Consider the following 26,118-nt stretch of genomic DNA (forward strand, 5'->3'; position numbering starts at 1 on the left):
GAACACCCGGTCGTTGACAATTCGACATGACTGCCGCGTTCCCGTTGGGGCATGGATCCCCGTGAACGTGTTCGAGCAGGAGGGGAACCGACATCGGCGCGCGGGCGGGGGTCATGGAGAGGCAGGCACGACGAGGCGGTCCCATAGCGATCGGGAGCCTCTCGACGAAGACGGTGGAGGACGGGGCCGACGACATCACGGAGCGGGATCCGGCACCGCAACTGAGGCGCAGACTCGGGCGGGCGGACCTGCGGGCCGTCCCCGAAGCCCGCAGGGCCCTGCGGGAACTGCTCGGCCACTGGGGGAAGCACGGGCAGTCGGACGTGGCGGAACTGCTGACCAGCGAACTCGTCACCAACGCCATCGTCCACACCGACCACGACGCGGTCCTCACGGCCACCGTCGGGCCCCATGGACTACGGGTGGAAGTACGGGACTTCGTGGCCCGCAGACCCCGGCTGCGCGTACCGGTGGCCGACGACGGTACAAACGGGCGGGGCCTGCTGCTGGTGCAGTCCCTCGCGGACGCCTGGGGGGTCCGGCCGCACGGCGTGGGCAAGGCCGTCTGGTTCGAGCTGGAGGCGGACGCGGCGTGAACGCCGAGGGGGCGCGGCCCGCAGGCCACGCCCCCTCGCTGCTCCGCCCCGGCTCGGCTAACCGAACTGCTGCTCCAGGTCCTTGAGCTTGCGCTCCAGGGAGTCCAGTCGCGGCAGGGCCATGGTGTCGTCCTCCGCGGTGAGGTCGACGGTCACCGGGTCAGTTCCTTTGCGCACCGGCTGCAGGGAGGGACGCGAGCGCACGGGCAGGGGCTCCGGCGCCGATATGGCAGGCTCCGCGGCGACCTGCGAGGAGCCCCGCTCCACCTGCACCTCCAGCTGACGTCCGCCACCCCGGCCGAAGTGGCCGCGGTGACCGCGGCTGATCGCCTTCAGCTGGGCCCGCTCCACGCGCTGCTGGTCGCGCCGCCGCTGCCGGGTCTCCTCCTTCTTGCGCCGGTCCTCGCGCACCTCGTCGACGGCCTCGTCCAGGCTGCGCACACCCTCGAGGAGCATCAGCGACCAGGCGCGGTAGGTCTCCCGCGGGGCCCGCAGCCAGCGCACCATACGGATCTGCGGCAGCGGGCGCGGCACCAGGCCCTGCTCGCGCAGGGCGGCCCGGCGGGTCTGCTTCAGCGCGCGGTCGAACAGGACCGCCGCCGACAGGGACATGCCCGCGAAGAAGTGGGGGGCACCCGCGTGACCGACGCCCCGGGGCGCGTGCACCCAGTTGAACCAGGCCGCGGCGAAGGCGAACGTCCAGACCAGTATCCGGGAGCCGAGCGCCGCGTCACCGTGGCTGGCCTCGCGCACCGCGAGGACGGAGCAGAACATCGCCGCGCCGTCCAGGCCGAACGGGACGAGGTACTGCCAGCCGCCGGAGAGCCCGAGGTTCTGCTCACCGAAGCCGACCAGGCCGTGGAAGGAGAGCAGGGCGGCTACGGCCGCACAGCAGAAGAGGAGGAGATAAGAGAGGGTGCCGTAGAGGGCTTCCTTACGTCTGCGGCGTTCCTCGCTGCGCTCCCAGGAGTCGTCCGCGCTCGTGTCCTTGACCGAGGAGCGCTTGCCGCGCGCGAGCACCGCCACCGCCGCCAGCATGCCCAGGAGAAGCACGGCGCCCGGAAGCAGCCAGTTCAGCGATATGTCGGTCAGTCTCATCTGGGTGGTCCCTTGCATTGGGATAGGGCGTAACGCCCGCCATAGTGGCCCAATCCCATCGGCCCTCAGGGGGTTTCGGGGCAAGAGGCCGCCAAGGAAGTGCAAGGGAATGCCCAGGGCAGCGTTCTGCTCGAACTGCCGCTTGAGGGGCGGGAGTTGAGTTCGAACAAGACTACCCGTACGAGTGGTTCCGCGGAAAGTTCCCGTGACGCGTGAGGATGATGTGAATCGCCTGTGGGTGTGCGGGTGTCGCCCGTGGGTGTGCGGGTGTCGCCCCGTGGGCGTGCAGGTGTCGCACCGTGGGCGTGCAGGTGTCGCGGGTGGCCGGGGGGTGTGGCGGGGATGGCCGGTGTGGGTGTCCGGTTCGCGATGATCTTACGGGACGGCGAGGGTGGAATCGTCCTCGCGCGGGCTCAACCGGCCGTCGCCAGCAGCTTGGTGACGCGGTCCGTGTCGCAGGTGCGCGGGCAGGTCGCGCAGGTGTCCTCGGGGCGGAGCGTGTAGAACATGCAGCAGCTCGCGCGGTCCCGGGTCAGCAGGGGCTCGCCGCCGGGGCCGGCCAGCTCCCGGAACCCCGCCGTGCCGACGTACGGCTTGGTCGCGCCCGGCAGGAGCAGCTCCAGCTCGCGCATCGCACGCCGCTCCTCGATCTCGCCGAGCAGCTGGGCGATGTACCAGACCCCTTCGACGATCTCGTCGGTCGCCATGCCCCACAGGGCGCGTCCGCGGCGCCGCATCCGCGGGCCGAAGCCGGCCAGGACCGGCTCCAGGTGCTCGGCGACCGCCGACCGCACCTCCGCCCGCAGTGCCTCCTCGTCGGGGACGACCCGGGCGCCGGGCAGCGCGGCCGCCTCGTCGCCGGGCAGGCAGGCGAAGCCGGCGGGGCGGACGGCCATGCGTCCGAGGGCGTACCCCGGGGCGGTGCGGTCGTACGAGACGTGCGTCACGGGGTAGCGGGGGACCCGGCGGTGCAGGAGCCACGGCACGGTGATCAGGAGGCAGGCGGGCCAGGCGTAGCGGTGCAGCCCGAAGGTGGCGACGACATCGGGGCGGGCCTGCTGTCCGTAGTCCCGTTCGATCTGGTCCACGTCCCAGGAGAGGAAGCGGTCCAGGGCGGGGCCCGCGGCCGCGAGGTCGGCGGCCGGGGTCCAGCCGCCGCCGTGCGGGGTCTCGTCGTCGGCGCTCAGCTCGGTGACGGCCAGGCCGGGGAGGACCTCGGCCAGGCGGCTGTAGGCACCGGAGACGGCCGAAACGGGCGCAGGCATGTGATCACCGATCCGTCGGGTGAAACGGGGTTCTTGAAGGTAAGCCTAACCTTACTCAAGATCTTCGGAAGTTGAACGGGGATGTGAACGAGGATGTGAACGGGGGGCCGGGGCGCATATGGTGCTTGACGGACGAGTAACAACCCGCCGTAATGACCCCAAGTACCGATACGTCCGGAGGAGGACCTGTGAGGCAGGGAGCGCAGGGCTCCGCGGACGCGGGGGCTTCGTGGGGGGCGGTGGGCCGGGCCGCCGGGTCGGGTGCACCGGCCGCGCAGGCGCGGGTGCCTCAGCAGGCCGGGGCGGTGCGGGGGGAGCACACGCACAGTGAGCCGCCGCTCCCCGTCGCCGGGCGGGCCAGGCCGGTCGTGCAGCGGGCCTCCGTGCGGGGGCAGATCCTGGACGCGCTGCGGGCCGCGCTCGTGGCGGGGGATCTGCGGCCGGGGGAGGTGTACTCGGCGCCGGTGCTGGGTGAGCGGTTCGGGGTCTCGGCGACGCCGGTCCGGGAGGCCATGCAGCAGCTGGCCCTTGAGGGGGCCGTCGAGGTCGTGCCGAACCGTGGGTTCCGGGTGGTCGAGCGGGGTGTGCGGGAACTTGGGGAGCTGGCTGAGGTCCGGGCGCTGATCGAGGTCCCGGTGATGCTGCGGCTGGCCCGTACCGTGCCCGCCGAGCGGTGGGCCGACCTGCGGCCTCTCGCCGAGGCGACGGTCCGCGCGGCGTCGTCCGGCTGCCGTGCGACCTACGCCGAGTCCGACCGCGGGTTCCACCGGGCCGTGCTGTCCCTCTCGGGCAACGAGCAGCTGGTCCAGATCGCCGACGACCTGCACCGCCGGGCGCAGTGGCCGTTGGTGGGGGGTGGACCGGGGGGCCGGGGGCGTGCCGAACTCGTCGCGGACGCGCACGAGCACACGGCGTTGCTGGACGCGCTGGTCGCACGGGACCTGGATGTGGTGCGGGCGCTGGTGGGCGAACACTTCACCGGGGCGGCTGCCGGCGCGGGCTGAGGCGGGGTGCGGGTTCGCGTCTTCGCGTGGCGCCGGGTGGGGGTCGGGGCCGCGCCGGGGGGTGTCCGTCCTCGGAACGGCGCGATGGGGTTGGATACCGACTCACTGTCCGTTGACGCGCCAACCGCTGCGGGCGGACACCCCCCGACACGACCCCTTACGTCCGACGGCGGGTGCGGGAGCACTTACCTGCGGACAGCGTGGCGCCCTAGCTGCGGGCATGCGTGCCGCTGGGGGCGGCATGGGTGGGCGGTGGGGGTCCCCCCTGCTCGAGCGGAGCCGAGAGCTTGGGGGAGGCACCCCGCTACGCCGGGCTGCGGACCCACCCGGCCTCAGCTGCAACGCCGTTACGCCGTTGCAGCCGGCGGAGCCAACTGGCGGGACAGCCACGTCGGCACACCCCCGAGCAGACGGAACAACCGGCGCGCCTCCTCACGGAGCCGGGACGCCTCCGGCTCCGTCTCCGTATCCGCCAAAGACACCAGCGCCGGAGCCGTGCCCACCAGATAGCCCAGCTCCTCCCGGATCCGCAGCGACTCCGCGAACCCGTGCCGCGCCTCCGCCAACTCCCCTTCCCGCAGCGCGAGTCCCGCGAGATGACGCCACGTGAAGGACAGCAACAGCGGATCGGAGTGCGCCGTCGCGCCCGCGTGGGCCCGGCGGTAGGCGGCCCGCGCGGCCTGGGGCGCGCTCGTCAGGTTCTCCGCCAGCAGCCCGCGACGGAAGTCCAGCAGAGCCCGTGCGGCGGCACTGGGAGGGATCAGTGCCGCGGCCCGGCCGAGCGCGGCCCGCGCCTCGTCGGCCCGGTCCCGCACGGCGAGCAGCGTCGACGCGTAGGCCAAGTACCCGCGTTCACAAGCTGCCGCGCCGCGTTCGTCGTCGCTGTGGGCCATCGCCTCGGCCGTGCGCAGCGCGTCCTCGGCCTCCTCCCAGCCCTGCTCGGTGTACAGACACCGTTCCACCAGCAGCGACGCGCGCTGGAGCGTCGCCGCCGGTGTGTCCGGCAGCAGCAGGGCGGCCGCGTCGGCCCAGCACCCGCGTGAGCGCAGCCGCCATACCGCGGTCTGGAGGGGATCGTCACCTGCGGTCGTTCCGTTACCAGACATGGCGGAATGCGCCACGTTGCCCTCCCCGAGCACGCCATCGAGCTGTTGAGTGGTGGCGGCATCTCAGCACGAATCGGCGGGCCGGGCCAAGAGGGTGGGTGAAGGATTTCACAAAGTCGTGGGACTCGGGGGTGTCCCGGGTTTGCCGCCGGGACACCCCGCGTATCAGCTCATGCGCAGTGCCAGGAAGAAATCCAGCTTGTCCTCGAGCCGCGACAGATCACGGCTCGTCAACTGCTCGATCCGGCCGACCCGGTAGCGCAGCGTGTTGACGTGCAGGTGCAGACGGGTGGCGCAGCGGGTCCAGGAGCCGTCGCAGTCGAGGAAGGCCTCCAGGGTGGGGATCAACTCGGCGCGATGGCGACGGTCGTAGTCGCGCAGGGGGCCCAGGAGGCGGGCCGTGAAGGCCCGGCGGACGTCGTCCGGGACGAAGGGCAGCAGCAGGACGTGGGAGGCCAGTTCCTGGTGGCCGGCCGCGCAGACCCGGCCGGGGCGGGCCGCGGCGACGCGCCGGGCGTGGCGGGCCTCCTCCAGCGCGCCGCGCAGGCCCTCCGCCGAGTGGACGGCCGCGCTGACGCCCAGGGTGAGGCGGCCGTCGTCGTTCAGGCCGGCCGTCAGGGGCTCCCGTACCGACGCCAGGAGCGCGTCCGCGAGGACACCCGCCTCCGTGCCGTCGTGCTCGGCGGAGACGGCCGGGAGGGGGACCAGGGCGATGGCCTCGCCGCCGGTGTGGGCCACGGCGATGCGGTCGGAGTGCTCAGGCCCGGCGACCGCGGGGTCGACCAGGACCTCCTCCAGCAGCGCCTGTGCCACCGGGCCGCCCTCGACCTCGTCGCCGTCCCAGTCGACGCGGGCCACCACGACCTGCCAGTGCGGCGCGGCCCCCAGGCCGGGCAGCAGCACCGGCGCGGCCACGCGCAGCCGGGCGGCGATCTCGGCGGGTGCCGCGCCCGTCTGCACCAGTTCCAGGACCTCCTGGGCCAGGCGGCGGCGGACCGTGCGGGCCGCGTCGCGGCGGTCCCGCTCGACCGCGATCAGCTGGGTGACGCCGTAGAGCAGGTCCAGGCGCTCCTCGGGCCAGTCCCCGGCGTCCGCCTCCACGGCCAGCAGCCAGTCCGACAGGACGGTCTCGCGCACGTCCCGGGCCGGCTGCGGGGAGCGGCCCGTGGAGCGGACCGGGAACAGGGAGTACGTCGTGGCGCCCAGGGTGACGCGGTGGGGGCCGCGACGGCCCGTGCGGGTGGCGGCCAGGTGCTCCCCGGCGAGCCGGGCGCATGCCTCGGCGGGCAGGGCGGGCCCCGCCGTCTTCGAGCCGGCGATCGGGCGGCCGGTAGGGGACAGGACCCAGGCCCGCAGGTCCAGGTCGGTGCCGAGCAGGTCCAGGACCACGTCCGGGCCGCCGCCCGCGGGCCCCGAGGTCATCATGCGGCGGTGGCGGTCCACGACCGCCGCGAGATCACCGGCGCGCTCCCCGGACACCTGCCGTACAACGTGCTCGGTGATGGTCGCGAACGCCACCGACTCGTGCACCGCGAAGAGCGGGAGGTGGTGCCGGGCGCAGGCCACGACAAGGTCCTCGGGGACGTCGCCGAGCTCGGCCTCGCCCGCGGCCAGGGCCGTCACGCCCGCCTGCACCAGGATCCGGACGAACGGCTCCGAGTCGTCGGCGTCCCGGCGCCAGGCCAGCCCCGTGAGCACCAGCTCGCCGCCCGCGAGGTAGCGGCTGGGGTCGCGCAGGTCGGTGGTCATCACACCCCGCACGGTGCGGTCCAGCTCGTCCTCGCCGCCGAGCAGCTTGAGGCCCAGCGCGTCGGTGTCCAGCAGTGCGCGCAGCCGCATTCTCGTCGCCGCCGTTCTTTGTCTCGAAATCAAACCCTGCCCCGGCTGTGTCCCAGGTCACGCGACTGTGTCGCGCGTTTCCACAGGAGAACGAGGAGGTTTCTGAGGGCCTCCGTTCATACGAATCTACAAGATGCCTGCCCTGGCCAGCCAACTCCTTCATGGTTTCCGTGACTGACTCAGTCGGAGCACGCCGCTGTGTACTGAGGCCACTACGCGTGAACACCACAGGGACGAGCCGGGACCGCCGCACACGGATTGGCTCAAACCGAACGCCCCACGAGAAGACGAAGAAGAGAGCCGGTCATGGACTTCCTTCGCCCCGCCAGCTGGGAGGAGGCGCTCGCCGCGAAAGCCGAGCACCCCACCGCTGTGCCGATTGCGGGTGGCACCGACGTGATGGTCGAGATCAACTTCGACCACCGCCGGCCCGAGTACCTCTTGGACCTGAACCGCATCGGCGACCTCTTTGAATGGGAGGTCGGCGAGGACAGCGTGCGGCTCGGTGCCTCCGTGCCGTACACGAAGATCATGGAGAACCTGCGCGGCGAGCTGCCCGGTCTCGCCCTCGCCTCGCACACGGTCGCCTCCCCGCAGATCCGCAACCGCGGCGGCGTCGGCGGCAACCTCGGCACCGCCTCCCCGGCCGGTGACGCCCACCCCGCCCTGCTCGCCGCGGGCGCCGAGGTGGAGGTCGAGTCGGTGCGCGGGAGCCGTCTCATCCCGATCGACGCGTTCTACACCGGTGTGAAGCGCAACGCGCTGGCGGCCGACGAGCTGATCCGCGCCGTGCACGTGAAGAAGGCCGACGGGCCGCAGCAGTTCTCCAAGGTGGGCACCAGGAACGCGATGGTGATCGCGGTGTGCGCCTTCGGGCTCGCGCTGCACCCCGAGACCCGGACCGTGCGGACCGGGATCGGCTCCGCCGCCCCGACACCCGTCCGGGCGCAGGCCGCCGAGGAGTTCCTGAACGCCGCGCTGGAGGAGGGCGGCTTCTGGGACAACGGCCGGATCGTCACCCCGTCGGTCGCCAAGCAGTTCGCGGACCTGTGCTCCGCCGCCTGCAACCCGATCGACGACGTCCGGGGCACCGCGAGCTACCGCCGCCACGCGGTCGGCGTCATGGCCCGCCGCACGCTGACCTGGACCTGGGAGTCCTACCGCGGCGCCCGCCGCACCACCGAGGGAGCTGCCTGATGCGTGTCAACTTCACGGTCAACGGCCGTCAGCAGGAAGCCGACGACGTGTGGGAGGGCGAGTCCCTGCTGTACGTGCTGCGGGAGCGGCTCGGCCTTCCTGGTTCGAAGAACGCCTGTGAGCAGGGCGAATGCGGTTCGTGCACGGTCCGTCTGGACGGGGTTCCGGTGTGCTCGTGCCTGGTCGCCGCCGGGCAGGTGGAGGGCCGCGAGGTCGTCACCGTCGAGGGGCTCGCCGACTTCGCCAAGCAGCGGTCCTGCGGGACCGGTGGCTGCGGTACGTCCCTCCAGGACGCGCGGCAGTGGGAGGCCAAGGGCACCGACTCGCAGACCGGCGAGGGCACCGGGCTGTCCACGATCCAGCAGGCGTTCATCGACGCCGGCGCCGTCCAGTGCGGCTTCTGCACCCCCGGCCTGCTGGTCGCCGCCGACGAGATGCTGGAGCGCAACCCGACGCCGAGCGACGCGGACATCCGCGAGGCGCTGTCGGGCAACCTGTGCCGCTGCACCGGCTACGAGAAGATCATGGACGCGGTCCGCCTCGCGGCCGCCCGGCAGTCAGAGGCGGTCTGATCATGGCGTCCCCCAGCGGAACCCCCACGAAGATCACCCAGGGCTCCCAGACCAAGGGCGGCATCGGCGAGTCCACGCTCCGCCCCGACGGCACCCTCAAGGTCACCGGCGAGTTCGCGTACTCGTCCGACATGTGGCACGAGGACATGCTGTGGGGGCAGATCCTGCGCTCGACCGTCGCACACGCCGAGATCGTGTCCATCGACACGAGCGAGGCCCTGGCCACGGCCGGCGTCTACGCCGTACTGACCTACGACGACCTGCCCACCGACGTGAAGAACTACGGGCTGGAGATCCAGGACACCCCGGTCCTCGCCCACGGCAAGGTCCGCCACCACGGCGAGCCGGTGGCCCTGGTCGCCGCCGACCACCCGGAGACCGCGCGCCGGGCCGCCGCGAAGATCAAGGTCGACTACCGCGAGCTGCCCGTCATCACCGACGAGGCCTCCGCGACCGCCCCCGACGCGCTGCTCGTCCACGAGAACCGCGACGACCACCACGCAGGGCACGTCCCGCACCCCAACATCGTGCACCGCCAGCCGATCGTCCGCGGTGACGTGACGGCGGCGCGCGAGCGGGCCGATGTGATCGTCACGGGCGAGTACACCTTCGGCATGCAGGACCAGGCCTTCCTCGGCCCCGAGTCGGGCCTCGCCGTGCCCGAGGAGGACGGCGGCGTCCACCTCTACATCGCCACCCAGTGGCTGCACAGCGACCTGCGCCAGATCGCGCCCGTGCTCGGCCTGCCCGAGGACAAGGTGCGGATGACGCTCTCCGGCGTCGGCGGCGCGTTCGGCGGCCGCGAGGACCTGTCGATGCAGATCCACGCCTGTCTGCTGGCCCTGCGCACCGGCAAGCCCGTCAAGATCGTCTACAACCGGTTCGAGTCCTTCTTCGGGCACGTCCACCGCCACCCCGCGAAGCTGTACTACGAGCACGGGGCCACCAAGGACGGCAAGCTCACCCACCTGAAGTGCCGGATCGTCCTGGACGGCGGCGCCTACGCCTCCGCCTCCCCGGCCGTCGTCGGCAACGCCTCCTCCCTGTCCGTCGGCCCGTACGTGGTCGAGGACGTGGACATCGAGGCCATCGCCCTCTACACCAACAACCCGCCCTGCGGCGCGATGCGCGGCTTCGGCGCGGTCCAGGCGTGCTTCGCCTACGAGGCGCAGATGGACAAGCTCGCCGCGAAGCTCGGCATGGACCCCGTCGAGTTCCGCCGGCTCAACGCCATGGAGCAGGGCACGCTCCTGCCGACCGGCCAGCCCGTCGACTCCCCGGCCCCCGTCGCCGAACTGCTGCGCCGCGTCAAGGCGATGCCGATGCCACCGGAGCGCCAGTGGGAGTCCAGTGAGGGCTCCGACGTACGGCAGCTGCCCGGTGGCCTGTCCAACACCACGCACGGCGAGGGCGTCGTACGCGGGGTCGGCTACGCGGTCGGCATCAAGAACGTCGGCTTCTCCGAGGGCTTCGACGACTACTCCACCGCCAAGGTCCGTATGGAGGTCGTCGCCGGCGAGCCCGTCGCCACCGTGCACACCGCCATGGCGGAGGTCGGCCAGGGCGGCGTCACCGTCCACGCGCAGATCGCCCGCACCGAGCTGGGCGTCACGCAGGTGACCATCCACCCGGCCGACACCCAGGTGGGCAGCGCCGGTTCGACATCGGCCTCCCGGCAGACCTACGTCACCGGCGGCGCGGTGAAGAACTCCTGCGAGCTGGTCCGCGAGAAGGTCCTGGAGATCGGGCGCCGCAAGTTCGGCTCCTACCACCCGGCCTGGGCGACGGCCGAGCTGCTCCTGGAGGGCGGCAAGGTCGTCACCGACGGCGGCGAGGTCCTCGGCGACCTGGCCGACGTGCTGGAGGGCGAGGTCGTGGAGGTCGAGGCGGAGTGGCGGCACCGGCCGACCGAGCCCTTCGACCTGCGCACCGGGCAGGGCAACGGGCATGTGCAGTACTCCTTCGCCGCGCACCGGGCCGTCGTCGAGGTCGACACCGAACTCGGCCTGGTGAAGGTCGTCGAGCTGGCCTGTGCCCAGGACGTCGGCAAGGCCCTCAACCCGCTGTCGGTGCTCGGCCAGATCCAGGGCGGCACCACACAGGGCCTGGGCGTGGCCGTCATGGAGGAGATCGTCGTCGACCCCAAGACGGCGAAGGTCAAGAACCCCTCCTTCACCGACTACCTGATCCCGACCATCCTCGACACGCCGACCATCCCGGTCGACGTCCTCGAACTCGCCGACGAGCACGCTCCGTACGGGCTGCGCGGCATCGGCGAGGCACCGACCCTGTCGTCCACCCCGGCCGTCCTCGCGGCGATCCGGAACGCGACCGGGCTCGAGCTGAACCGGACTCCGGTGCGGCCCGAGCACCTGACGGGCACCCAGCTCTCCGAGGGCTGAGCAGTCACGTCCCCCTGGGGGGCTTCGTCCCCCAGGGCCCCTTGTTCGTCTCGGGCCGTCCCCCGGGTCGTGAACATCCCAACCCCCTTTGAAACTTGGGAGACGGCACCCATGACGCAGCAGTCCACAGAGCCGAGAACCACGGCCGACGACGCGGGTGAAGGGACCCGCGTCCCGGCCGGGCGGTCCTGGCTCGACCGGTACTTCCACATATCCCACCGAGGGTCCACCGTCGCCCGTGAAGTGCGCGGCGGCATCACGACCTTCATGGCGATGGCGTACATCCTCCTGCTCAACCCCCTGATCCTGTCCGGCAAGGACGCGGCCGGGGCCACGCTCGCCCAGCCCGCCCTGATCACCGCCACCGCGTTCGCGGCGGCCTTCACCACGCTGCTGATGGGCTTCGTCGGCAAGGTGCCCCTGGCCCTCGCCGCCGGCCTCTCGGTCTCCGGAGTCCTCGCCTCCCAGGTCGCGCCCGAGATGACCTGGCCGCAGGCGATGGGCATGTGCGTGATGTACGGCGTGGTCATCATGCTGCTGGTCGTCACCGGCCTGCGCGAGATGATCATGAACGCGATCCCGCTCGCGCTCAAGCACGGCATCACCATGGGCATCGGCCTGTTCATCGCCCTCATCGGTTTCTACAAGTCGGGCTTCGTGCACCAGGGCAAGGCCACGCCCCTCGCGCTCGGCCCGGCGGGCGAACTGGCCGGCTGGCCCGTGCTGCTGTTCGCCGGGACCCTGCTGCTGATCTTCATGCTCCAGGCCCGCAACGTCCCCGGCGCCATCCTCATCGGCATCGCCAGCGGCACGGTCGTCGCGGCGATCCTGAACGCGGCCGGCGTCATCGACCCCCGGCAGTGGGCGGGCGGCGCACCCGAACTGCACGGCAGCGCGGTCTCCATGCCCGACTTCTCGCTCTTCGGGGACGTGCGGTTCGGCGGCTGGGGCGAGGTCGGCGCGATGACGGTCGGCATGATCGTCTTCACGCTGGTGCTCGCCGGGTTCTTCGACGCGATGGCCACCATCATCGGCGTCGGCACCGAGGCCAAGCTCGCCGACGACAAGGGCCGTATGCCGGGCCTGTCCAAGGCGCTGTTCATCGACGGGGCCGGCGGCGCGATCGGAGGCGTGTCCGGCGGTTCCGGCCAGACGGTGTTCATCGAGTCGGCCACGGGCGTCGGCGAGGGAGCGCGCACGGGCCTCGCCTCGGTCGTCACCGGCCTGTTCTTCGCGGCCTGCCTGTTCTTCACCCCGCTCACCGCGATCGTGCCGCAGGAGGTCGCGTCCGCCGCCCTCGTCGTCATCGGCGCCATGATGCTGATGAACGCCCGGCACGTGGACTGGGCCGACCGGGCCACCGCCGTCCCGGTGTTCCTCACGGTCGTGCTGATGCCGTTCACGTACACCATCACCACCGGTGTCGCCGCGGGCGTCATCTCCTACGTCGCCATCAAGTCCGCCCAGGGCAAGTGGCGCGAGATCGGCGCCTTCATGTGGATCCTCACGGCGGTGTTCGTCGTGTACTTCGCCCTCAACCCGATCGAGAGCTGGCTGGGCGTCCACTGACGCCCCGCCCGCCGCAACCCCGAGGAGACCGAGACAGATGCTGGACATCGCCGAGGAGCTGAACCGGTGGGTCGAGCAGGGCCGTGACTTCGCCGTGGCCACCGTGGTGGCCGTCGGCGGCAGCGCGCCCCGCGGGCCCGGCGCCGCGCTCGCGGTGGACACCGAGGGCACGGCGATCGGTTCGGTCTCCGGAGGCTGTGTGGAGGGCGCGGTCTACGAACTGTGCGCACAGGCGCTGCGGGACGGCGAAACCGTCCTGGAGCGCTTCGGGTACAGCGACGACGACGCCTTCGCCGTGGGCCTGACCTGCGGCGGCGTCATCGACATCCTGGTCACCCCGGTACGGGCCGCCGATCCGGTCCGTCCGGTGGTCGCGTCCGCGCTCGCCGCCGCCGCGACTGGGGAGGCGGCGGCGGTGGCGCGGATCGTGTCGGGCCCGCGCGAACTGACGGGCCGGGCCCTCCTGGTCCGCCCCGACGGCTCGCGCGAGGGCGGCTTCGGTGCCCACCCGGAGCTGGACCGCACGGTCACCGCCGAGGCCGGCGCCTTCCTGGACGCCGGGCGCACCGGCACCCTGGAGATCGGTGAGCAGGGCTCTCGCTGCGGGGCGCCCCTCACGGTCCTGGTCGAGTCCTCGGTGCCCGCACCCCGCATGATCGTCTTCGGGGCGATCGACTTCGCCGCGGCCCTGGTCCGCATGGGCAAGTTCCTCGGCTACCACGTCACCGTGTGCGACGCCCGCCCCGTCTTCGCGACCCGCACGCGCTTCCCGGACGCCGACGAGATCGTCGTCGACTGGCCCCACCGCTACCTGGAGCACACCGACGTCGACGCCCGTACGGTGCTGTGCGTCCTCACCCACGACGCCAAGTTCGACGTGCCCCTGCTGCGGCTGGCCTTGCGCCTGCCGGTGGCGTACGTCGGTGCCATGGGCTCCCGGCGCACCCACCTGGACCGCAACGCGCGCCTGCGTGAAGTGGGCGTCACGGAGCTGGAGTTGAGCCGGCTGCACTCGCCGATCGGCCTGGACCTCGGGGCCCGGACGCCCGAGGAGACGGCCCTGTCGATCGCGTCGGAGATCGTCGCCGGGAAGCGCGGCGGCAGCGGCCTGTCGCTGACCGGGGCGCACACGCCGATCCACCACGAGCCGGAGCCGAAGACCGTCGGGCGGATCGAGTCGGTGGCCTGAGGCCCCGGGGGCCGGGCCGCGGGCGCTTGTCAGGGCTGTCTGAGCAGGCGGTTCAGGGCCCGGCCGAACACGTACCGCGACGAGCGCCGCACGATGCCGTCGAAGAGCGACGGCAGGAACCGGATCCGGATCTCCTCCCGCCACACCACCCGCGTACGGCCCCCCGGCCCCGGCCGTACTTCGAGTTCGGCCCACCCGAGCACCACACGGCCCCGCTTCTCCAGCCGGCACAACCCCGCGATCCCGTCCTCAGGGGGCTGCCACACCGTGATCTCCATCGGGTCGTCGAAGGCCAGCGGCCCGGCGCCCGAGCGGGCCACGACGAGCGACCCCGCACGCGCCGGGCCGGACGGCTCCACCCTGACCACCGTCAACGGGACCGCCTCGCCGTGCAGCGGCCACCGTGTGATCCGCCGCCACGCCTCGTCGAGGGGGAGCGGGACAGTGCGTTCGAGCAGGAAGTTCGCCACCCCCCGATGGTAGGGAACCCGTGGGGAGTCATCGGTACACCTCGCCCGGCTCGGCCTTCCCCGGTGCCAGCAGTTGGGGCACCGTGACGAAGACGTAGCCGCGTTCCTTCAGCGCGTCGATGATCCCGGGCACCGCAGGCACCGTTCCGTCGTAGAGGTCGTGCAGGAGGATGATCCCGTCCCGGGAGGACTGGGCGAGGACCCGGCGGGTGATCAGGTCGGAGTCGGTCGTCCGGTAGTCCTTGGCCGTCACGCTCCACAGCACTTCGGAGAGGCCCAGTTCGCGGCTGATGGCGTGCACGGTGTCGTCGGTGCGGCCCTGCGGCGGGCGCATCAGGGTCGGGCGCCGGCCGGTCAGGCGCTCTATCGCCTCGTTGGGGCGTTCCAGTTCCTCGCGTATCTCCTCGGGCTTCAGCCGGGTGAGGATCTTGTGGTCCCAGGTGTGGCTGGCCACTTCGTGGCCCTCGTCGGCCATCCGCCGCACCAGCTCCGGGTACTTCTCGATGTGCCGCGCGCCGAGCAGGAAGAAGGTCGCCGGGACCTGCTTCTCCTTGAGGATGTCCAGCAGCCGCGCGGAGTGCTCGCTCGGCCCGGCGTCGAAGGTGAGCGCGATGCACTTGATCTCGCGGCAGTCGACGGCGCCGAAGCGGGCCGGTTCCATGTCGGTGGCCGGGCGGGCCCTGACGGTGCTGGGAGCCGTGGTGTCGGTCCCCGCGCAGCCGCTCAGGGCGAGGCTGAGGGCGGCGGTCACCGCGAGCGTTCCGGCCGTTCGGAACGCGGTCCTCGTTTTCTTCGTCTTCTGGGTCGGAGAAGGCATGCCGGGACTATACATGTCGTGTATACGCGCGATGTATAGTCTCGCAGGCGTTCCCCGACCCGCCTGACTCGGTGTTTCAGGGAGTCGTTCCGCGGCACTCGACAGCACAGTGACTCGACCGTGCCGCCGGAGGAGGGCCGACCGCATGACCGCGTACGCCGTCGTGATCCCGACCCTCGCCTCGGACACCCTCGCCGACTGTCTCGCCGCGCTCGCCGCCTCGACCGGGCCACGCCCCGCGGAGATCGTCCTCGTCGACGACCGGACCGCACGCGAACCCGGCCCGCTCCAGCACCCGTTGAGCGTCCTCGGCGACCTGCGGGAGCGGACCCGTGTGCTGGGCGGCGGCGGTCGTGGGCCCGCCGCCGCCCGCAACACCGGACTGCGCGCCGTGCACACGCCGTGGACCGTGTTCCTCGACGACGACGTCCAGGTCGGCGCCCGCTGGTGCGAGCAACTGGCCGAGGACCTCGCCGAGGCCTCCCACGACACCGCCGGAATCCAGGGCGTGCTCGCCGTGCCGCTGCCCGGGGAGCGCCGCCCCACCGACTGGGAGCGCGACACCGCCGGACTCGTCGGGTCCCACTGGGTCACCTCCGACATGGCCTACCGCACGGACGTCCTCAAGCAGGTCGGCGGCTTCGACGAACGCTTCCAGCGCGCCTTCCGGGAGGACGCCGACCTCGCGCTGCGCGTGCTCGACTCGGGCTGGCGCATCCGGCAGGGCCGCCGTACCACCCGCCACCCCGTGCGCTCCGCCTCCCGCTGGGCGTCCGTGCGCCGTCAGCGCGGCAACGCCGACGACGCCCTCATGCGGCATCTGCACGGCCCCGACTGGTGGGACAAGGCCGTCGCGCCCCGCGGACGGATCCGCTCCCACGCGGCCATCACGACCGCCGGGGTCGCCGCCTGCGCCCTCGCCGCCACCGGGCACGGCCGGGCCGCGACGGCCTGCGCGCTCGGCTGGGCGGCCGGCACCGCGGAGTTCGCCCGTGCCCGCATCGCCCCCGGGCCGCGCACCCGCCACGAGGTGACGACGATGCTGGCCACCAGCGTGCTCATCCCGCCCACCGCGACCTGGCACCGGCTGGCGGGTGCCTGGCGCCACCGCCACACCCCCGCCTGGCAGGAGGAGGCAACCCCGTGAGCCCGGTGAAATCCGTGCTGTTCGACCGCGACGGCACGCTCGTCGAGGACGTCCCGGACAACGCCGACCCCGAACGCGTACGTCCCGTCCCGGGCGCCCGCGAGGCGCTCGACCTGCTGCGCGGGCACGGCATCCGCACCGGCGTCGTCACCGACCAGCCGGGGGTCGCGGGCGGACGGCTCAGCGACGCGGACGTCCGGCGCGTCAACCGCCGCGTCGACGAACTCCTCGGCCCCTTCGACGTGTTCGCCGTCTGCCCGCACGGCCCGGGCGACGGATGCCACTGCCGCAGGCCGCAGCCCGGCCTGCTGCTCTGGGCGGGCGGGCGGATCTGCACCGGGCCCGCCGACCTCGTCGTCATCGGCTCCACCGCCGTCGGCGCCCGGGCCGCGCGCCGGGCAGGCGCCCACGGCATCCTCGTCCCCAACGGGCACACCCGGCCCGAGGAGACCGCCCGGGCCGACCACCTCGCCCCGGACCTGCTCACCGCCGTCCGCGCGGTGCTGGACGGACCCCCGAAGGGCCGTGTCCTCGCCGACGAACGCCCCGTCCGGGAGGCGTTCACGGCCGGCCCGGAGTGACGGCCGGAGTGACGGGGTGGCTCAGCTTCCGCACCACCGGCACATCAGCCGGAAGGCGGTGAACACGGTCAGGGGCCACAGCGCGGCGAACGCCCAGATCACCCCCGGCTCGGCCGTCACGATCCCGGCCACCATCAGCCCGGCCGACACCGCCACCAGGACCACCACGGTCCGGACACGGGGCCGGTAGGCGGCCAGACGGGCCAGGACGCGGGCGGGGTCGGGGCGGCGGCGCACCCGGTGGGTGCGCAGCTTGCGGTCGAGGCGGCGGTCGCGGCGCAGCGCGCGTTCCATCTCGTCAAGGATGCGCTGCTCGTTCTCGGGAAGTCGGCCGAGGGACACGCTCTCTCCTTCCGGGCAGCCGGACCGTCTCTCCTTCAGGGGGACGCGCGGCGGGGGAAGTACGGCGGGACGTACCTGCGGGTGCCCCGCGGGGGGCCCGCGCTAACCGGGCACGGGCCGGGCCAGCGCCTCGACGAGCCGGTCCGCGCTGTCCGGCACGGTGCCCTCGCGGAACCCGTCGCGGATCTGCCGCGCGGCCACCCGGCCACCGGTCAGGCACCAGTCCCACCAGCGGTCCAACTGCCGCACGTCCAGCCGCTCGGCGGGCACCAGCGCGGGCCAGCCGCAGGCACGGGCCTGCGCCGTCAGCTTGGCACCGCCCGCCACCGGGTCGACGGCCAGCACCGGCGTGCCCACCCGGAGCGCGATCACCAGCCCGTGCAGCCGGTCGGTGACGACGAGGTCCAGCCGGGCCAGCACGGACTGCAGCTGCGCCGGCGTCGCGCTCAGGTGCCAGTCGTGCGTGTCCAGCCGGGTCTCCAGCTCCAGGCGTCCGCAGTCCTTCGCGGCCAGCCAGCGCGTCACCTCCTCGGCGACCTGCCCGTGCCGCCGCAGCCGCCCGTACTCGTGCTGCCCGTGCGCGAGGATCACCCCGACGACGGGCCGCGCCGGTACGTCCGGGGCGCGGGCCGCGAGGTCCTCCACCGGCTCGCTGTCCGGCCCGTCCCGGGGCAGCACCCGGTGGAAGCCGGTCACCGCCGAGCTGCCCGGGTCGATCACCGAGGTGCCGACGGCGATCCGCACGCAGTGCGCGAAACGCCGGTGCAGCTCCTCCACCTGCGGCCCGTGCAGCGGGCCGCACACGAACACCAGGTGGGTGTAGTCCTCGGGCCACAGCCGGTCCAGATGCAGCGCCTCCGGACGGAAATCGGGACTCCAGGCGACGTCGTAGGGGATGCCCGTGCCCCGCATGACGTCCTCCACCCGGCGCAGGGCCAGCACGTCCCCGGCGGTCGCCTCCCTGTCCCGGAAGCTGAACCACCCGGTGAGCAGCACCCTGCGCGGTCGTTTGCCCTGTTGAGTGTGCACATGCCCTGAGTGCCCGTCCCACGGCAAGACATTCGGGGCATCACGCTCATTTCCGGTGCGGTTCGGAGCGCGGTCGTAGGCTGGCCGTATGGCTCGTATGGCTCGTATGGCTCCTGCGGCGGGGGAGGGGCCCGTCGCCCTGACGACGCGGCTCACTGTGCCCGGGCTCGGGGCGGCGATCGGTGCGATGGGCTGGGTGCGGGGGCGGTACGCGCACTCCGCCGAGCTGGCCCTGCCGACCGGCGGTGCGCAACTGCTGGTCAACCTGGACGAGGACGCCCTGTCCTCGGCGCCGCTGAAGGGCGCCCGTCGGCGTACCGGGGGAGCCGCCCTGCACGGGCCGTACTCGGAACCGGCCGTGATCGACCCGGCACAGCAACGAGCCGTCCTGTGGGTGGCGTTCCGGCCCGGGGGCGTCCGCCCCTGCCTCGACGCCCCCGTCTCCGAGGTCCGCGACCGGCTCGTCGGCCTCGACGACCTGTGGGGCACGGACGGCGCGGTGCTGCGCGAGCGACTGATCGAGGCCATGGCGGCCGGTGGCCCCCGGGCCGGACTCCGGGCGCTGGAGACGGCCCTGACGGACCGGGCGCGGCGCCCGCCGGAGCCCGACCCGGCGCTACGGCTCGCCGCGGCGCTGCTCGACCGCGGCACCCCCGTGGGCGAGGTCGCCGACCGGCTCGGCTGGACCGAGCGACGGCTGGCCCGCGGCTGCACCGAGCACTTGGGGCTGCCGCCCAAGCGGTACGCGCGCGTCCGGCGCTTCCAGCGGCTGCTGGGGCAGGTGAACGCCGGGCACGGGCCGCCCGACTGGGCGTTCCTCGCGGCGCACTGCGGCTACCACGACCAGGCCCACCTGATCCACGAGTTCCGCGCGTTCGCCGGCATGACCCCGACCGCGTACGCACCGCGCTCGCCGCGCGAACGCAACCACGTGCCGCTCGGCGCCTGATCCACCCGCCCGGGCAGGCGTTTTTCTACAATCCACGCCGCCGGAAACCCGCGATGGTGAAGGCATGACGCACACAGACACCACCCCCGCCGTCACCCGCCTCTACGCCCGCCTCGTGGTCAGCGACGGTGCCCGGGCCATCGACTTCTACCGAAACACCCTCGGAGCCGAGGAGATCGAGCGGTACACCGGCCCCGACGGGCGGATCGTGCACGCGATGCTGCGACTGGGCGGCGCCGCGATCGCGGTCAAGGACGCCGACACCGCCGACCTCGCGCCGACGTCCCTCGGCGGCAGCCCGGTGATCATGGCGCTCGACGTGCCCGACGCCGACGCCGTCGCCCAGGCGATGCTGCGGGGCGGGGCGACGGTGGTGTATCCGATCGCCGACCAGCACTACGGGCAGCGTGGGGGCCGGCTGGCCGATCCGTTCGGCCATCTCTGGATGATCTCCCAGACCATCGAGGACCTGACGCCCGAGCAGATCCAGCAGCGGACGACGGACCTGCTCACGTCCTGACGGGCTTGGTCAGCGGGTCCGCGCCGCCGGTTCCGCCACCTTCGCGTTCGCGTCCACCGTGCCGCCGGGGTGCCGCAGGGCGCACAGGAAGGCGATGCCCAGCGCGATGGCCATGCCGTAGAACACCCACTGGTTGGCCTCCGCGAAGTCCATGCGGATCGCCGACATCGCGTCCCGGGTCGCCTCGGCGGCGGGGCCGGTGCCGGTGGGCGGCCGGGCGTCGCCGTTGCCCGTGACCGTTTCGGTGACGTCGCGCGCCGTGCTCTCCGCCGTCCCGGCGGGCACGCCGCGGGACTCCAGGGTGTCCGTGACCTGGTCGGTCGTGACGTGCGTCAGGATCGTGCCGTAGATCGCCATGCCCACGCTGGCGGCGAAGTTGCGCACGGTCTGGGTGATGCCGGTGACCTCGCCGTAGGAGGCGCCGATGGCCCGGTTCACGGCGTCCGTCGACGCCGGAGCCAGGATGAAACCGATACCGGCCCCGGCGAGCGCCGCGTAGAGCCACTGGTCGTGCATGTTCAGGTTGGTGAGTTCGCCCGCCCAGAGCGCGAACCCGACGGCGCCCACCACCCCGCCCATCTTCAGGGCGGGCCTGGCGCCCTTCTTGTCGAGGATCCGGCCGCCCCACTGGGAGGCGATCGCGAAGCCCACGAAGATGTACAGCAGGAACAGCGCCGCCTGGTTCGGCGAGGCGCTCAGCGACACCTGGGCGTAGACGGAGGCGAAGAAGAACAGCGGGACGAACGCGAGCATCGCGAAGAACAACACCAGCGCGTCCACGCTGAACGCCTTGTCGCGGAAGACCCGCAGATCGATCAGCGGATGCTCCACCCCGCGCTCGAAGCGGACGAACCCGGCCAGCACGGCCAGGCCGCCCACGATGCACACCCAGGTCGCCCAGCTGCCCCAGCCCCAGGAGAACGCCTGCTGGAAGCCGAGGACGCTCAGGCCCATGCCGATCGCGATGAGGACGGCACCCGGCACGTCCAGCGTGCCGGACCGCCGCCGGTCCTGGATGTGCGCCATCGCCGTGAGGACCAACGCCACGATCGCCACCGGCACGTTGACCCAGAACACCGCGCGCCAGGTCCAGTTCGTCAGCCAGCCGCCCAGCAGCGGGCCGATGGCCGTCAGCGCGCCGGTGATCCCGAAGAACAGGGCCAGAGCACGCCCGCGCCGCTCGACCGGGAACACCGCCACCACCACGGCCAGGGCCGCCGGGAACAGCAGCGCCGCCCCGAGACCCTGGGTGGCGCGGAAGATGATCAGCCAGGCCTGCGCGGCGTCGCCCTCGGGGACGCAACCGCACAGCACCGACGACACGACGAACACCATCGTGCCGATGACGACGATCCGGCGCGGCCCGTAGAGGTCCGCCAGACGGCCGCCCAGGGCGAAGAAGGCGGCGAGGGCCAGCAGATAGGCGTTGACGACCCACTGCATGCCCGAGGACGACAGGCCCAGTTCGCGGACGATGTCCGGGGCCGCGATCGACACGATGGTCTGGTCGATGAAGGTCATGGCGACGGCGAACATCATCGCCGCCAGCGCGACACTCTGGTGCGGTGCGGATGAGGGAGGGGTAGCGGCCTCGCCGCGCCCCGGGCGCGTGCTAGTCACGACAACAAGTCTGCGCCCGGCCGTGCCACGTCGCATCACAGGACGCTTTCCGCCCCGCGCGGCACACAGATACCCCCGAACACGCCGTTCGGCAACCCCTGGGCAGTGTGAGGACGGCCTCCCCGGCGATGTGACCACGGTCCGCCACGGATGCCGCGTCGAACGTGCAGGATGCGGGCACCAAGGAGGACAGGCAGTCGAACGACGGGAGAGGCAGACGATGGTCCCAGCGGAACCGCAACCCCAGGGGATCGGCATTCCGGCCGAGTCCACTGCGGGCGAGACCAGGGTGGCGGCGACGCCGGCCACCGTGGGGAGACTCGTGGCACTCGGGTACGACGTGACGGTCGAACCGGGAGCGGGAGCCTCGTCCCGCTTCTCCGATGCCGCGTACGAGGAGGCGGGAGCCCGGCTCGGCGACCCGTGGGCGTCGGACATCCTGCTGAAGGTGAACGCCCCCTCCAGCGAGGAGATCGGCCGGCTGCGGGACGGGGCGACCCTGATCGCGCTGATCAGCCCCGCCCTCAACCCCGAGCTGGTCGAGGAACTGGCACGCCGCCCGATCACCGTGCTCGCCATGGACGCCGTACCGCGCATCTCCCGTGCGCAGTCCCTGGACGTGCTCAGTTCGATGGCGAACATCGCCGGGTACCGTGCCGTGGTCGAGGCCGCGCACGCCTTCGGCCGGTTCTTCACCGGCCAGGTGACCGCCGCCGGGAAGGTGCCGCCCGCCAAGGTGCTCGTGGCCGGGGCGGGCGTGGCCGGGCTCGCGGCCGTGGGCGCCGCCCGCAGCCTCGGTGCCGTCGTCCGCGCGACCGACCCGCGTCCCGAGGTGGCCGAGCAGGTGCGGTCGCTGGGCGGGGAGTTCCTGGAGGTGACCGCCGAGCAGGAGGTGAGCACCGACGGTTACGCCAAGGCGACCTCGGACGACTACAACCGGCTGGCGGCGCGGCTGTACGCCGAGCAGGCCGCCGACGTCGACATCGTCATCACGACTGCTCTGATCCCGGGCCGGCCCGCGCCGAGGCTGATCACGGCCGCGGATGTGGCCAGGATGAAGCCCGGCAGCGTGATCGTCGACATGGCCGCCTCGCAGGGCGGCAACGTCGAGGGCACGGTGGCGGGGAAGGCCGTCGTCACCGACAACGACGTGACGATCATCGGCTACACCGACCTGCCGGGCCGCCTTCCCGCGCAGGCCTCGCAGTTGTACGGCACGAACCTCGTCAACCTGCTGAAGCTGCTCACCCCGGGCAAGAACGGCCGGCTCGTGCTGGACTTCGACGACGTGGTGCAGCGCTCGATCACGGTGGTCCGGGAGGGCGAGAAGACCTGGCCGCCGCCCCCGGTCCAGGTGTCCGCGGCCCCCGCCCCGGCCGCGGCGAAGGAACCGGAGCCCGCTGCGGCCGAGACGCCGGTGAAGCCGGCCCGTCCGGCCTGGTCCTCCTACGCCCTGGTCGGTGCCGGGGCGCTGGCGCTGTTCCTGGTGACGGCCTTCTCCCCGAGTGAACTGCTGGGCCATTTCACGGTGTTCGTGCTGGCGATCGTGATCGGCTTCTACGTCATCGGCAATGTGCACCACGCGCTGCACACTCCGCTGATGTCGGTCACCAACGCCATCTCCGGCATCGTCGTGGTCGGTGCGCTGTTGCAGATCGGGCAGGGGGACACCGCCGTCACGGTGCTGTCGTTCGCCGCGATCCTGCTGGCGAGTATCAACATCTTCGGCGGTTTCGCCGTGACCCGCCGCATGCTCGGCATGTTCTCGAAGGGCTGATCAGCAATGACCACAGACACGGCCGCGCAGGCCGCCTACGTCGTCGCGGCGCTGCTGTTCATCCTCAGCCTCGCCGGTCTCTCCCAGCACAAGACCTCCCGCTCCGGCGTCGTCTGGGGCATCGCGGGCATGGTCGTCGCCCTCGCCGCCACGGTCGGGCTCGCCTCACGCAGCATCACCGCCACCGGCCTCGTACTGATCGTCGTCGCCACGGCCCTCGGCGCGGGCATCGGCCTGTGGCGGGCCCGGGTCGTCGAGATGACCGGAATGCCCGAACTCATCGCCATCATGCACAGCCTCGTGGGTCTGGCGGCGGCGTTCGTCGGCTGGAACGGCTACCTCGACGTCGACGCCGGACTCTCCGGTTCGCTGCTGGGCATCCATCACGCCGAGGTGTTCATCGGGGTGTTCATCGGCGCCGTCACCTTCACCGGTTCCGTCGTCGCCTACCTCAAGCTCTCGGCCCGCATCAACTCCCGCCCGCTCACGCTGCCCGGCAAGCACATCCTCAACATAGGCGCGCTCGTCGCCTTCGTGGGCCTCACCATCGCCTTCGTCGCCCGCCCCGGCATCGGCCTGCTCATCGCCGTCACCGTGGTCGCGCTCGCCCTGGGCGCGCACCTGGTGGCCTCGATCGGCGGCGGTGACATGCCGGTGGTCGTCTCCATGCTGAACAGCTACTCCGGCTGGGCCGCGGCGGCTTCGGGGTTCCTGCTCGCCAACAACCTGCTCATCGTCACCGGCGCGCTGGTCGGCTCCTCCGGTGCCTACCTGTCGTACATCATGTGCAAGGCGATGAACCGCTCCTTCATCTCGGTGATCGCGGGCGGCTTCGGCACCCCGGCGGCGTCCGCCGACGACGACGAGCAGGGCGAGCACCGGGAGATCACCGCCGAGGAGACCGCCGAACTCCTCGGCAACGCCACCTCCGTCATCATCACCCCCGGCTACGGCATGGCGGTGGCCCAGGCCCAGTACCCGGTCGCGGAGTTGGCGCGCAAGCTGCGCGAGCGGGGGGTGGAGGTGCGCTTCGGCATCCACCCGGTCGCCGGGCGTCTCCCCGGGCACATGAACGTGCTGCTCGCCGAGGCCAATGTGCCCTACGACATCGTGCTGGAGATGGACGAGATCAACGACGACTTCGCCGCCACCTCGGTCGTCCTGGTCATCGGCGCCAACGACACGGTCAACCCGGCCGCGACCGACAACCCCTCCAGCCCCATCGCCGGGATGCCGGTCCTGCATGTCTGGGAGTCGGCCAACGTGGTCGTCTTCAAGCGGTCCATGGCCGCCGGCTACGCGGGCGTGCAGAACCCGCTGTTCTTCCGCGAGAACACCCAGATGCTCTTCGGCGACGCCCGGCAGCGCGTGGAGGACATCCTGCGCGGCCTGGACTCCCTGGACACCCCGGTCCCGGCGATGGCCGGCACGTCACGCTGAGCCTGCTGCCTCGCCGGGGTGTTGCCGCACGAGGTGTCCACCGACGGTGAGGCGGCGGTCTACGGCCGGTGAGAACGGCAGAGGCCGGTCCGACAGGGTGTCGGGCCGGCCTCTCGTGGTGCCGTGGGGTCAGTCCGTGCCGGACTCCATCGCGGCCCGGTCCAGCCACGCGTCCTCCTCCGAGACCTCGCCCCGGGAGGCGATGGCCTCGGCGCCGCCCTGCGGCAGCTCCGGCATGGTGCCGATCAGCCCGGTCGCGGCGGCCTGGGAGGCGCCGATGGTGGGGCTGCCGGTGCCGATCAGGCCGATGCCGGCGTACTGCTCCAGCTTGGCGCGCGAGTCGGCGATGTCGAGGTTGCGCATGGTGAGCTGGCCGATCCGGTCCACCGGGCCGAACGCGGAGTCCTCGGTGCGCTCCATGGACAGCTTGTCCGGGTGGTAGCTGAACGCCGGGCCCGTGGTGTCGAGGATCGAGTAGTCCTCACCGCGCCGCAGCCGCAGCGTCACCTCGCCGGTGACGGCGGCGCCGACCCAGCGCTGCAGCGACTCGCGGATCATCAGCGCCTGCGGGTCCAGCCAGCGGCCCTCGTACATCAGCCGGCCGAGGCGACGGCCCTCGGAGTGGTACTGGGCGAGGGTGTCCTCGTTGTGGATCGCGTTGACGAGGCGCTCGTAGGCGGCGTGCAGCAGGGCCATGCCCGGGGCCTCGTAGATGCCGCGGCTCTTGGCCTCGATGATCCGGTTCTCGATCTGGTCCGACATACCCAGGCCGTGCCGGCCGCCGATGGCGTTGGCCTCCATGACCAGGTCGACGGGGGAGGCGAACTCCTTGCCGTTGATCGACACCGGACGGCCCTCGGCGAAGCCGATCGTCACGTCCTCGGCGGCGATCTCGACCGACGGGTCCCAGAACCGCACGCCCATGATCGGCTCGACGGTCTCCACGCCGGTGTCCAGGTGCTCCAGGGTTTTGGCCTCGTGAGTGGCGCCCCAGATGTTGGCGTCCGTGGAGTACGCCTTCTCCGTGCTGTCCCGGTAGGGCAGGCCGTGCGCGAGCAGCCACTCGGACATCTCCTTGCGGCCGCCGAGCTCCGTCACGAACGCCGCGTCCAGCCAGGGCTTGTAGATGCGCAGGTGGGGGTTGGCGAGCAGGCCGTAGCGGTAGAACCGCTCGATGTCGTTGCCCTTGAAGGTCGAGCCGTCACCCCAGATCTGGACGTCGTCCTCGAGCATCGCCCGGACCAGCAGCGTGCCCGTGACGGCGCGGCCGAGCGGGGTGGTGTTGAAGTACGCCCGACCGCCCGAGCGGATGTGGAACGCGCCGCAGGTCAGTGCCGCCAGGCCCTCCTCGACGAGCGCGGCGCGGCAGTCGACCAGACGCGCGATCTCGGCGCCGTAGGTCTTGGCGCGGCCGGGCACCGAGGCGATGTCGGGCTCGTCGTACTGGCCGATGTCGGCGGTGTAGGTGCACGGGACGGCGCCCTTGTCGCGCATCCACGCGACCGCGACGGAGGTGTCGAGACCGCCCGAGAAGGCGATGCCGACGCGTTCGCCGGCGGGCAGGGAGGTGAGGACCTTGGACATAGAAA

23 protein-coding genes are annotated in these 26,118 nt (G+C 72.3%); 13 read left to right on the plus strand and 10 right to left on the minus strand.

Features of this window, described 5'->3' with window-relative positions; all coding sequences use genetic code 11:
* The first annotated feature begins 113 nt into the window (after positions 1-113).
* A complete protein-coding gene (locus ACFZDE_RS25220) occupies positions 114-596 on the plus strand; it encodes an ATP-binding protein (RefSeq protein ID WP_390994010.1) in 483 nt (160 codons plus the stop codon).
* Between the two features lie 57 nt (positions 597-653).
* Here ACFZDE_RS25220 and ACFZDE_RS25225 read toward each other — a convergent pair whose 3' ends face one another.
* Both ACFZDE_RS25225 and ACFZDE_RS25230 read right to left on the minus strand, forming a co-directional pair.
* Positions 654-1,694, minus strand: coding sequence for a DUF2637 domain-containing protein (locus ACFZDE_RS25225; protein ID WP_391203302.1), 1,041 nt, complete (start codon positions 1,692-1,694; stop codon positions 654-656).
* A gap of 413 nt (positions 1,695-2,107) precedes the next feature.
* Positions 2,108-2,959: a (2Fe-2S)-binding protein gene (locus ACFZDE_RS25230; RefSeq protein WP_390994008.1), complete on the minus strand. Its 852-nt coding sequence runs from the start codon at positions 2,957-2,959 to the stop codon at positions 2,108-2,110.
* A gap of 188 nt (positions 2,960-3,147) precedes the next feature.
* On the opposite strand from ACFZDE_RS25230, the gene ACFZDE_RS25235 reads away from it, so the two are divergent.
* The gene (locus ACFZDE_RS25235; RefSeq protein WP_391203305.1) at positions 3,148-3,963 is read left to right on the plus strand and encodes an FCD domain-containing protein; all 816 of its coding nucleotides are present in this window, start codon (positions 3,148-3,150) and stop codon (positions 3,961-3,963) included.
* Between the two features lie 347 nt (positions 3,964-4,310).
* On the opposite strand, the gene ACFZDE_RS25240 is transcribed toward ACFZDE_RS25235, so the two are convergent.
* On the minus strand, positions 4,311-5,084 hold the full coding sequence (locus ACFZDE_RS25240) for a hypothetical protein (protein ID WP_391203307.1): 774 nt from the start codon (positions 5,082-5,084) through the stop codon (positions 4,311-4,313).
* A gap of 150 nt (positions 5,085-5,234) precedes the next feature.
* Positions 5,235-6,908 (minus strand): PucR family transcriptional regulator ligand-binding domain-containing protein, encoded by a 1,674-nt coding sequence (locus ACFZDE_RS25245; RefSeq protein WP_391203310.1) that lies wholly within the window; start codon positions 6,906-6,908, stop codon positions 5,235-5,237.
* Positions 6,909-7,214: 306 nt separating this feature from the next.
* Here ACFZDE_RS25245 and ACFZDE_RS25250 point away from each other — a divergent pair, with 306 nt between their 5' ends.
* The 5 genes from ACFZDE_RS25250 (at position 7,215) to ACFZDE_RS25270 (ending at position 13,837) form a co-directional block, all read left to right on the plus strand.
* Positions 7,215-8,105, plus strand: coding sequence for an FAD binding domain-containing protein (locus ACFZDE_RS25250; protein WP_390994004.1), 891 nt, complete (start codon positions 7,215-7,217; stop codon positions 8,103-8,105).
* Entirely contained in the window at positions 8,105-8,677 is a 573-nt protein-coding gene (locus ACFZDE_RS25255; RefSeq protein ID WP_390994003.1) for a 2Fe-2S iron-sulfur cluster-binding protein, read from the plus strand. The genes ACFZDE_RS25250 and ACFZDE_RS25255 overlap by 1 nt, the downstream gene beginning before the upstream one ends.
* A 2-nt stretch (positions 8,678-8,679) precedes the next feature.
* Positions 8,680-11,079, plus strand: a complete 2,400-nt coding sequence (locus ACFZDE_RS25260; RefSeq protein ID WP_391203313.1) for a molybdopterin cofactor-binding domain-containing protein — start codon at positions 8,680-8,682, stop codon at positions 11,077-11,079.
* Between the two features lie 111 nt (positions 11,080-11,190).
* Positions 11,191-12,648 (plus strand): solute carrier family 23 protein, encoded by a 1,458-nt coding sequence (locus ACFZDE_RS25265; RefSeq protein WP_390994001.1) that lies wholly within the window; start codon positions 11,191-11,193, stop codon positions 12,646-12,648.
* 37 nt (positions 12,649-12,685) lie between these two features.
* Positions 12,686-13,837: an XdhC family protein gene (locus tag ACFZDE_RS25270; RefSeq protein ID WP_391203316.1), complete on the plus strand. Its 1,152-nt coding sequence runs from the start codon at positions 12,686-12,688 to the stop codon at positions 13,835-13,837.
* Between the two features lie 29 nt (positions 13,838-13,866).
* Here ACFZDE_RS25270 and ACFZDE_RS25275 read toward each other — a convergent pair whose 3' ends face one another.
* A complete protein-coding gene (locus ACFZDE_RS25275; RefSeq protein ID WP_391203318.1) occupies positions 13,867-14,307 on the minus strand; it encodes an SRPBCC family protein in 441 nt (146 codons plus the stop codon).
* 28 nt (positions 14,308-14,335) lie between these two features.
* The gene (locus ACFZDE_RS25280) at positions 14,336-15,124 is read right to left on the minus strand and encodes a polysaccharide deacetylase family protein (protein ID WP_391203321.1); all 789 of its coding nucleotides are present in this window, start codon (positions 15,122-15,124) and stop codon (positions 14,336-14,338) included.
* A 145-nt stretch (positions 15,125-15,269) separates the two neighbouring features.
* Here ACFZDE_RS25280 and ACFZDE_RS25285 point away from each other — a divergent pair, with 145 nt between their 5' ends.
* Together ACFZDE_RS25285 and ACFZDE_RS25290 are read left to right on the plus strand one after the other, a co-directional pair.
* On the plus strand, positions 15,270-16,271 hold the full coding sequence (locus ACFZDE_RS25285) for a glycosyltransferase (RefSeq protein WP_391203324.1): 1,002 nt from the start codon (positions 15,270-15,272) through the stop codon (positions 16,269-16,271).
* A complete protein-coding gene (locus tag ACFZDE_RS25290) occupies positions 16,268-16,852 on the plus strand; it encodes an HAD-IIIA family hydrolase (RefSeq protein WP_391203327.1) in 585 nt (194 codons plus the stop codon). Before ACFZDE_RS25285 ends, ACFZDE_RS25290 begins: the two co-directional genes overlap by 4 nt.
* 21 nt (positions 16,853-16,873) lie before the next feature.
* On the opposite strand, the gene ACFZDE_RS25295 is transcribed toward ACFZDE_RS25290, so the two are convergent.
* Positions 16,874-17,194, minus strand: coding sequence for a hypothetical protein (locus tag ACFZDE_RS25295; protein ID WP_391203329.1), 321 nt, complete (start codon positions 17,192-17,194; stop codon positions 16,874-16,876).
* A gap of 102 nt (positions 17,195-17,296) precedes the next feature.
* Positions 17,297-18,223 (minus strand): polysaccharide pyruvyl transferase family protein, encoded by a 927-nt coding sequence (locus ACFZDE_RS25300; RefSeq protein ID WP_390993994.1) that lies wholly within the window; start codon positions 18,221-18,223, stop codon positions 17,297-17,299.
* 88 nt (positions 18,224-18,311) lie between these two features.
* Here ACFZDE_RS25300 and ACFZDE_RS25305 point away from each other — a divergent pair, with 88 nt between their 5' ends.
* Together ACFZDE_RS25305 and ACFZDE_RS25310 are read left to right on the plus strand one after the other, a co-directional pair.
* Positions 18,312-19,172: a helix-turn-helix domain-containing protein gene (locus ACFZDE_RS25305; protein WP_391203331.1), complete on the plus strand. Its 861-nt coding sequence runs from the start codon at positions 18,312-18,314 to the stop codon at positions 19,170-19,172.
* 64 nt (positions 19,173-19,236) lie between these two features.
* On the plus strand, positions 19,237-19,692 hold the full coding sequence (locus ACFZDE_RS25310) for a VOC family protein (RefSeq protein ID WP_391203332.1): 456 nt from the start codon (positions 19,237-19,239) through the stop codon (positions 19,690-19,692).
* 9 nt (positions 19,693-19,701) lie between these two features.
* Here the strand turns inward: ACFZDE_RS25310 and ACFZDE_RS25315 are convergent, their stop codons facing one another.
* Positions 19,702-21,231: an MFS transporter gene (locus ACFZDE_RS25315; protein ID WP_390994928.1), complete on the minus strand. Its 1,530-nt coding sequence runs from the start codon at positions 21,229-21,231 to the stop codon at positions 19,702-19,704.
* A 301-nt stretch (positions 21,232-21,532) separates the two neighbouring features.
* Here ACFZDE_RS25315 and ACFZDE_RS25320 point away from each other — a divergent pair, with 301 nt between their 5' ends.
* Together ACFZDE_RS25320 and pntB are read left to right on the plus strand one after the other, a co-directional pair.
* Positions 21,533-23,089 carry a Re/Si-specific NAD(P)(+) transhydrogenase subunit alpha gene (locus ACFZDE_RS25320; RefSeq protein WP_391203335.1) on the plus strand — a complete coding sequence of 519 codons (1,557 nt, stop codon included), beginning with the start codon at positions 21,533-21,535 and terminating at the stop codon, positions 23,087-23,089.
* A gap of 6 nt (positions 23,090-23,095) precedes the next feature.
* Positions 23,096-24,529 carry a Re/Si-specific NAD(P)(+) transhydrogenase subunit beta gene (gene pntB, locus ACFZDE_RS25325; RefSeq protein ID WP_391203338.1) on the plus strand — a complete coding sequence of 478 codons (1,434 nt, stop codon included), beginning with the start codon at positions 23,096-23,098 and terminating at the stop codon, positions 24,527-24,529.
* A 129-nt stretch (positions 24,530-24,658) separates the two neighbouring features.
* Here pntB and argG read toward each other — a convergent pair whose 3' ends face one another.
* The gene (gene argG / locus ACFZDE_RS25330; protein ID WP_390993989.1) at positions 24,659-26,113 is read right to left on the minus strand and encodes an argininosuccinate synthase; all 1,455 of its coding nucleotides are present in this window, start codon (positions 26,111-26,113) and stop codon (positions 24,659-24,661) included.
* Positions 26,114-26,118: the final 5 nt, after the last annotated feature.

It is taken from the genome of Streptomyces sp. NPDC007929 (genome assembly GCF_042959065.1).
Lineage (GTDB): Bacteria > Actinomycetota > Actinomycetes > Streptomycetales > Streptomycetaceae > Streptomyces.

What these genes read in the sequence shown, in the direction of transcription:
- ACFZDE_RS25220 (WP_390994010.1), top strand. Translation starts at nt 114, where the DNA reads ATGGAGAGGCAGGCACGACGAGGCGGTCCCATAGCGATCGGGAGCCTC.
- ACFZDE_RS25225 (WP_391203302.1), bottom strand. Translation starts at nt 1,694, where the DNA reads ATGAGACTGACCGACATATCGCTGAACTGGCTGCTTCCGGGCGCCGTG.
- ACFZDE_RS25230 (WP_390994008.1), bottom strand. Translation starts at nt 2,959, where the DNA reads ATGCCTGCGCCCGTTTCGGCCGTCTCCGGTGCCTACAGCCGCCTGGCC.
- ACFZDE_RS25245 (WP_391203310.1), bottom strand. Translation starts at nt 6,908, where the DNA reads ATGCGGCTGCGCGCACTGCTGGACACCGACGCGCTGGGCCTCAAGCTG.
- ACFZDE_RS25250 (WP_390994004.1), top strand. Translation starts at nt 7,215, where the DNA reads ATGGACTTCCTTCGCCCCGCCAGCTGGGAGGAGGCGCTCGCCGCGAAA.
- ACFZDE_RS25255 (WP_390994003.1), top strand. Translation starts at nt 8,105, where the DNA reads ATGCGTGTCAACTTCACGGTCAACGGCCGTCAGCAGGAAGCCGACGAC.
- ACFZDE_RS25260 (WP_391203313.1), top strand. Translation starts at nt 8,680, where the DNA reads ATGGCGTCCCCCAGCGGAACCCCCACGAAGATCACCCAGGGCTCCCAG.
- ACFZDE_RS25265 (WP_390994001.1), top strand. Translation starts at nt 11,191, where the DNA reads ATGACGCAGCAGTCCACAGAGCCGAGAACCACGGCCGACGACGCGGGT.
- ACFZDE_RS25270 (WP_391203316.1), top strand. Translation starts at nt 12,686, where the DNA reads ATGCTGGACATCGCCGAGGAGCTGAACCGGTGGGTCGAGCAGGGCCGT.
- ACFZDE_RS25280 (WP_391203321.1), bottom strand. Translation starts at nt 15,124, where the DNA reads ATGCCTTCTCCGACCCAGAAGACGAAGAAAACGAGGACCGCGTTCCGA.
- ACFZDE_RS25285 (WP_391203324.1), top strand. Translation starts at nt 15,270, where the DNA reads ATGACCGCGTACGCCGTCGTGATCCCGACCCTCGCCTCGGACACCCTC.
- ACFZDE_RS25305 (WP_391203331.1), top strand. Translation starts at nt 18,312, where the DNA reads ATGGCTCGTATGGCTCGTATGGCTCCTGCGGCGGGGGAGGGGCCCGTC.
- ACFZDE_RS25310 (WP_391203332.1), top strand. Translation starts at nt 19,237, where the DNA reads ATGACGCACACAGACACCACCCCCGCCGTCACCCGCCTCTACGCCCGC.
- ACFZDE_RS25315 (WP_390994928.1), bottom strand. Translation starts at nt 21,231, where the DNA reads ATGATGTTCGCCGTCGCCATGACCTTCATCGACCAGACCATCGTGTCG.
- ACFZDE_RS25320 (WP_391203335.1), top strand. Translation starts at nt 21,533, where the DNA reads ATGGTCCCAGCGGAACCGCAACCCCAGGGGATCGGCATTCCGGCCGAG.
- pntB (WP_391203338.1), top strand. Translation starts at nt 23,096, where the DNA reads ATGACCACAGACACGGCCGCGCAGGCCGCCTACGTCGTCGCGGCGCTG.
- argG (WP_390993989.1), bottom strand. Translation starts at nt 26,113, where the DNA reads ATGTCCAAGGTCCTCACCTCCCTGCCCGCCGGCGAACGCGTCGGCATC.